This is a genomic window from Blautia sp. ZXY-1-C6 (assembly GCF_056339875.1).
This window is the reverse complement of sequence record NZ_JBWJVQ010000167.1, coordinates 1-6462: the sequence shown is the minus strand read 5'-3', so window position 1 is coordinate 6462 and position 6462 is coordinate 1. Positions and strand designations below refer to the sequence as shown.

Genomic DNA, 6462 nt, shown 5'->3' with positions numbered 1-6462 from the left:
CAGCTACTTCAGCAGGATGTTCTGCCATGATCGGGCGGCCTCCGGCCGCCAAAATAATATTCGCACAGTCATGAATAGAAATCGGATTAGTGATGCAATGAATCAGCGGCTGTACTGCTCTGGTCAATTGTCTGGGATTTGTCTGATTTACGGTCATATACTTTTGCTCCAAGGCTTTGTTGAAATTTGGCAAGCATTCCTGCGTGACTTAATGCTTTCAGGAAGAAGTAGGCAATGGTGCCGCCCATGCAGGTTGCTGCCAGAAACATTGGTGTATAGAAAAATGCGTTCAGTCCGCTTCTGCCCATAAGAAATGCCATTACAGGATAGGAAACCAGAGAGCCGATGATACCGGTTCCGAAGATTTCACCGATTACTGCGCAGATAATCTTTCCATGAGAAGCGCGGTAGAAAACGCCTGATAAAAATGCGCCGAATACGGCACCTGTCAGTGCAAGTGGCGGGATACCCATAAACATCATTCGGATGATTCCGATGAGAGTGGCACAAAGTAGTGAATACCACGGTCCCAGAAGTACGGAACAGACGATGTTTATCAGGTGTGCAGTAGGGCACATACCCTCGATTCTCAGAATAGGTGAGATGACAACGCCGATGGCAACCATCATGGCGAGCATGACCATTCTGAGTGTTTTTGATCTGTCTGTGTTCATAATAATGAACCTCCTTGAAATGAAGATTTGGTCTGCCGAAGCAGACATTATCAGTTGTGCAGGAAGCAGATAAAATCCTGCAAAAAAATCTGCCGGAATAACACACTGGCAGATTTTAATATACAAATACAGTCCCTACGCTGGCATTATCCATATCAGGTGCGGTCGAAGATCTATCTTCCTCTCAGCCTGTCCCACAGGCTCCCGTTGTTATTATCCATTATGCAGATTTTCTTTTGTTAGAGCGTATTTGAAAAATGCTTTACGCAAGATGTGCGTTACAATTTTCAAACACGCTTTAGAGTAACACAAGCTTTTGGAAAAGTCAATGGGATGTAAAAGCAGGGTAAATTTTCTACAGTAAATTTGTTACTGTTCACACGCCACTGTCCCGCGAGGTGTTTTGGCATGAATATGCCAAAATCCCGAGACATACAAGCCAAAATTCCATTGCCGCAGGCAATCTGGAATGAATTTTGGCTACGTTACTGTGAACGGAGTGAACAGTAACGTAAATTTACACTACCTAATATTATTTTTAAGTTGACTTTTTATTTTTTTCAGCATATACTAACAGTAGCTAAGGAATGTGACGAGATTCCATGAAGCGAACTAAAGAAACAAAAGCCCTCAGAGTTGCAGCTCTGAGGGCTTTCTTGCTCGTTACGGTGAGCTGTTCCGTTTAGGCTGTTGCTGTCTAGTGTCTGCCGTCCAGCCATTTGCATATGTAGTAGCTAACTACGCCTGCTAAAACAGAGACAAGAAATGTGACGAGAATTTCTTCCATGAAACTCACCTCCTTTCTGCTGGAGGTTCGACAGCTCTTATAGTATATCATGGCTTAGGACGAATTGAAATAAAAAATCTATTTGTACTAAAACGATTGTCCGTGCTATGATTAACAGGTAGATGACAGACAGCATATGATAAAAAGAAGCTGTCTGCATGGACAGAAAGGCAGGTTAAATCTGATGAAACAGGAAAATTACATAAAGGGTATGATAATGATCATCCTGTCGGCGTTTTTCTTTGCTTGTATGAATGTGAGTGTGCGTCTGGCAGGTGATCTGCCGTCTGTGGAGAAGAGTTTCTTCCGGAATCTGGTGGCGGCGGTGTTTGCAGCGGTGATTCTCTGTAAAAATCGTACAGTGCCGAAGGTGGATAAGAAATACTGGGGACCGTTGATCCTGCGTTGTGTGTGCGGGACACTGGGGATTCTGTGTAACTTTTACGCAATCGATCATCTTCTGGTGGCAGATGCATCGATTCTGAATAAGTTATCTCCGTTTTTTGCGATTATTTTTTCATTCCTTTTGTTAAAGGAAAAGATCAGACCGGCGCAGGCTGCGTGTGTTGCGCTGGCATTTATCGGATGTTTATTTGTAGTGAAACCGGGATTTCAGAATGCGGCACTTGTTCCGGCACTGATTGGAGTCTGCGGTGGACTGGGAGCAGGAATTGCGTATACGATGGTGCGTGTACTGGGAACTCACGGAGTGAAGGGACCGGTTATCGTGTTTTATTTTTCATTTTTCTCCTGCTTGTCGGTTGTACCCTGGATGTTGTTCCATTTCACACCCATGAGTATGAAGCAGCTTGTGACATTGCTGATGGCAGGATTATTCGCAGCGGGCGGACAGTTTACGATTACGGCTGCATACACCTATGCACCTGCAGGGAAGATTTCCATCTTTGATTATTCGCAGATTATTTTTGCCACGATGCTGGGATTTGTCCTGTTTGGAGAGATTCCGGATAAGTACAGCTTTACAGGATATGTGCTGATTATTCTGGCATCATTGGGTACCTTTCTTTATAATATGAGGGTAGCTAAGGCTGGTAAATGAAGAAAAAGTAAAAAAGGATTTTTCTGATTTTATCCAGTAAGTCTGATGAAATCAGATCAGTATATAGAATTATCGGATTGTAAACTATAAAATAAAAAAAGTTGTCAATAAAAACGCTTTGTGTTAAAGTATCCAATATGTTAAAAAATTAAGGAGAAAGGTGCACAAAGATGTCTTTTATAAAAAATATTCCACTACGCCCTCACCATGGAATGTGCCTTGCATATTTCAAGGGTGAGGGATATAGTAACGGGTTTTCCGCACATATGCAGGAAATGCTGGATATTTTCCAGAAGGGAGCGAAGATACAGCTTCATGCAGATACAGACGAGATCTGTTCTGCCTGTCCCAATAATGAAAAAGGATGCTGTTCTTCCTTTTCACTTGTAGAAGCATACGACAATGCAGTGCTGGAACTGTGCGGTCTGGAAAATGGACAGATTATGGAATTTGATGATTTTACAGATGTTGTTCAAAAGAAAATCCTGGCATCAGGAAAGAGGAAAGAAATCTGTGGGAATTGTCAGTGGAACTCCATCTGTGAAAGTCAGAAGAGCAGATGGGAGAAATGCTAAGAAAAATAGAGTAACAGAATGAATAGCGTTCCGGTACAGAACAGAAGCTATGAATAAAAAAGTCAAATGCGCAAATAGTGCAGTGAAAGGACGTAACGATAAAAATGGAAAATACAGAATCACGTTTATATTTCGCCAGTGACTACATGGAGGGTGCACATCCTGCGATCATGAAAAAGCTGATGGAGACGAACCTGGAGAAAACAGTGGGCTATGGTCAGGATCCATATACAGAAGATGCGAAAGAAAAGATCAGAAAAGCCTGCAATGCACCGGAGGCAGAAGTATTCCTGTTGGTTGGCGGAACACAGACCAATGCCACAGTAATCGATGCACTTTTGAAATCCTATCAGGGAGTTGTGGCTGCGGATACAGGGCATATTGCAACTCATGAATCAGGTGCCATTGAATTTGGCGGACATAAGGTTCTGACAGTACCGCAGAAAGATGGAAAAATCTCTGCACAGCAGATTGAGAAGCTGATGAAGGATTTCTATGATGATGCCAATTATGAGCATATGGTAATGCCCGGGATGGTATATATTTCCCAGCCAACAGAATATGGTACCCTGTATTCCAGAGAGGAATTAGCAGTTCTCAGCAAAGTCTGCCGGGAAAATCATCTTCCTCTTTATGTAGATGGTGCCCGTCTTGCCTATGCACTGGCAAGCCCGGAGAATGATGTGACTTTGACTGATCTGGCAGAACTTTGCGATGTATTTTACATTGGAGGAACCAAATGCGGAGCATTGTTTGGAGAAGCAGTGGTTATACCGCAGAAAGGACGGATTCCTCATTTCTTTACGATCATCAAGCAGCACGGAGCACTGCTTGCCAAGGGACGGATCGCAGGGATTCAGTTTGGTGAGCTGTTTACGGACGGGCTGTACCAGCGCATCGGAAAACCAGCAATGGAAGCTGCAGAGCAGATTAAGGCTGCACTGAAGAAGTATGGATATCAGCTTTCTCTAGATACGCCCACCAATCAGATATTCTGCATTGTGTCCAATGAGGTAATGAAAAAAATAGCCCAAGATGTGGAGTTCGGATTCTGGGAGAAGTATGATGAGACACACTCTGTGATCCGCTTTGCCACAAGCTGGGCTACTACTATGGAAGATACACAGAAACTGATTCAGATTCTGGAAAAAAATAAATAAGAGAAAAAATCAATAGTCAGTTGATTCAGGCAGTATCAGGGCAATGGTACTGCCTTTTTCGCTGCTCTGGGTTACTTTTACCTGGCCGTTGTGCTGTCTGGCAATCTCGCTTACAAGAGCAAGCCCCAGACCTGCACCGCCCATGGCGCGGCTGCGGGATTTGTCCACACGGTAGAAGGGATCAAAGATTTTTTCCTGATTTTCAGGGGAGATACCGATGCCTGTGTCAGTTACCTCCAGGACTGCAGATTCTGCAGAATGAATGTTTACAGTAACGGAACCGGAAGGCCGGTTATATTTGATCGCATTTTCAACCAGATTATAGACTGCCCGGTACAGAAGGATATAGCTGCCTGTAACAGTACAGTCACCTTCTGTCTGAATAAGCCGGATCTGATGCTTGTCTGCAACCGGATCCAGATCGCAGAAAACTTCTTCTGTGAGTGCTGCAAGGGAAATTGTGTCAGAACGCTCTACAGTCTGAAGGCCTGTCATGTCCAACAGGATTTCCGCAAGATGGGAAAGCCGGCCGATCTGTTCCTGAAGCATAGTGAAAAGTCTGTCGTATTCCTGGGGTGTGTGTTCCGGTTTTTTGTAAAAAACTTCCAGATTTGTCTGCATTACAGCTAAGGGTGTGCGAAGCTCATGTGCTGCACTTGCCACAAACTGCTTTTGTGCAGAGAAGGCATTATCCAGGCGGGCAAGCATGTCATTAAAGGATCTGGTCAGACGTGAGATCTCATCCTCTGAGAGTGGGACTTCCAGTGGTTCAGACAGATTCTGTGCCTGTACCTGGCTGATTTTGTCACTGAATCTGCGCAGGGGGGTCAGGGCTCTTCTGGTGACAAACCAGGTACAGATACTGCTGAGAAGAATAATGATACCTGTGGCAATCATGCTTTGGAACAGAAAATTATTTTTGGTATTCTGGATCTGGTTTTCCAGATCAGGGATGAGGATTTTTGGATCTACATTGATGGAGATCGGGTTTGAGTTGTCGGGGGTGACCAGAACCACATAGTCGGAAATCCCTTCCAGACCGGTCACAGCAGAACGGCTGATGAAGAAATACATCAGTGCACAGGCTGTGATAACCAGCCCGGAGATCAGCAATGTGAGTCGCCACTGGAGGGAGAGCCTGCGGGGGGAAAGTTTTTCTGAATAAAATTTCATAGATAAATCCTTTCGTTTCATTATAATGACATAGTAGTATTTGAAATCTGAAAATATTTATTGTACAGATATGAATGATTTTTATTCTTCCAGAATATATCCCTGTCCAATCTTATTTTGTATAGGATCATATCCAAGGGCAGTTCGCAGTTTTTTTCTTAAAGAAGAAATATGCACCCGGATGGAATTACTGAAGCTGTTCACGCTGCCGTCCCAGAGATGCTCGATCATTTCCTCAGGGCTGATGATCCGGTTGCGGTGAAGCAGAAAATATTCCAGAAGTGCGCTTTCTTTCCTGGTGAGAGCCAGAGGCGTGCCATCTACACTGGCTTCTCTTGTACGTGTGTCAAAGGTAATGCGGCTGCATCTCAGGCAGACATCCTCCTGGATAAATTTGCGTCGGGTAAGGCTGCGGATGCGGGCTTCCAGCTCTTCGAAATGAAATGGCTTGGTGAGGTAATCGTTGGCTCCCAGATCCAGCCCCTCTACCTTATCCTGGATCTGTACTCTTGCGGAGAGTATGAGAACAGGAGTATTGGTATTGAAGGTACGGAACTGACGCAGGATTTCCAGACCGTCAATTCCCGGCAGGTTCAGATCCAGAAGGATCAGGTCGTAATTCTCTGTCATACATAATTCCAGTCCCTCTTCTCCGTCAAAGCAGGTATCTGTTTCGTATCCGTCCATGCGGAGCCCCTCTGCCATGGAACGGCAGAGCTGTTCTTCATCTTCTATAATTAAAATGTGCATGATAGTCTCCTTTTTGAATTTCTAGATTTATAGTTTTATCATAGCACACGAAGTATAAAATTCGTGTAAAAAAAGAAAATGTTTCATATTAAAATATCCGATTACAAAGTTCTTTTAACAACCGTAGCAAGAATTCCCTCACCTCTATAGGGACGCCGCTGAAAAACTGTTTTTTCATACTATATACAGTGTCTCAAAGTTGATTGATGTACTTTATTTTGTGTTAATTTATACGCAAAAAGGACTTTTTCAGTGGCCTTCTATAGGTGATGGGATGAATTGC

At 43.8% G+C, this 6462-nt stretch carries 7 protein-coding genes and 1 riboswitch; of the genes, 3 read left to right on the top strand and 4 right to left on the bottom strand.

Annotation, left to right across the window (positions count from 1 at the left end; all coding sequences use genetic code 11):
• A partial coding sequence (locus tag AC075J_RS08190; RefSeq protein ID WP_476390235.1) for a hydroxyethylthiazole kinase occupies positions 1 to 157 on the bottom strand: 157 nt, incomplete at its 3' end.
• Positions 87 to 674, bottom strand: a complete 588-nt coding sequence (thiW, locus tag AC075J_RS08185) for an energy coupling factor transporter S component ThiW (RefSeq protein ID WP_020993246.1) — start codon at positions 672 to 674, stop codon at positions 87 to 89. The genes AC075J_RS08190 and thiW, both read right to left, overlap by 71 nt.
• A gap of 114 nt (positions 675 to 788) precedes the next feature.
• Positions 789 to 892, bottom strand: a riboswitch (TPP riboswitch).
• 753 nt (positions 893 to 1645) lie between these two features.
• Between thiW and AC075J_RS08180 the strand changes: the two genes are divergently transcribed.
• From AC075J_RS08180 to AC075J_RS08170, 3 genes are all read left to right on the top strand, one after another.
• Positions 1646 to 2521, top strand: coding sequence for a DMT family transporter (locus AC075J_RS08180; protein WP_055054095.1), 876 nt, complete (start codon positions 1646 to 1648; stop codon positions 2519 to 2521).
• Between the two features lie 170 nt (positions 2522 to 2691).
• On the top strand, positions 2692 to 3096 hold the full coding sequence (locus AC075J_RS08175; protein ID WP_008705446.1) for a DUF1284 domain-containing protein: 405 nt from the start codon (positions 2692 to 2694) through the stop codon (positions 3094 to 3096).
• Between the two features lie 104 nt (positions 3097 to 3200).
• Positions 3201 to 4256, top strand: a complete 1056-nt coding sequence (locus AC075J_RS08170) for a low specificity L-threonine aldolase (RefSeq protein WP_368209111.1) — start codon at positions 3201 to 3203, stop codon at positions 4254 to 4256.
• 9 nt (positions 4257 to 4265) lie between these two features.
• Here AC075J_RS08170 and AC075J_RS08165 read toward each other — a convergent pair whose 3' ends face one another.
• A complete protein-coding gene (locus AC075J_RS08165; protein ID WP_368209113.1) occupies positions 4266 to 5429 on the bottom strand; it encodes a sensor histidine kinase in 1164 nt (387 codons plus the stop codon).
• Positions 5430 to 5510: 81 nt separating this feature from the next.
• Positions 5511 to 6179 carry a response regulator transcription factor gene (locus AC075J_RS08160; protein ID WP_008705442.1) on the bottom strand — a complete coding sequence of 223 codons (669 nt, stop codon included), beginning with the start codon at positions 6177 to 6179 and terminating at the stop codon, positions 5511 to 5513.
• Positions 6180 to 6462: the final 283 nt, after the last annotated feature.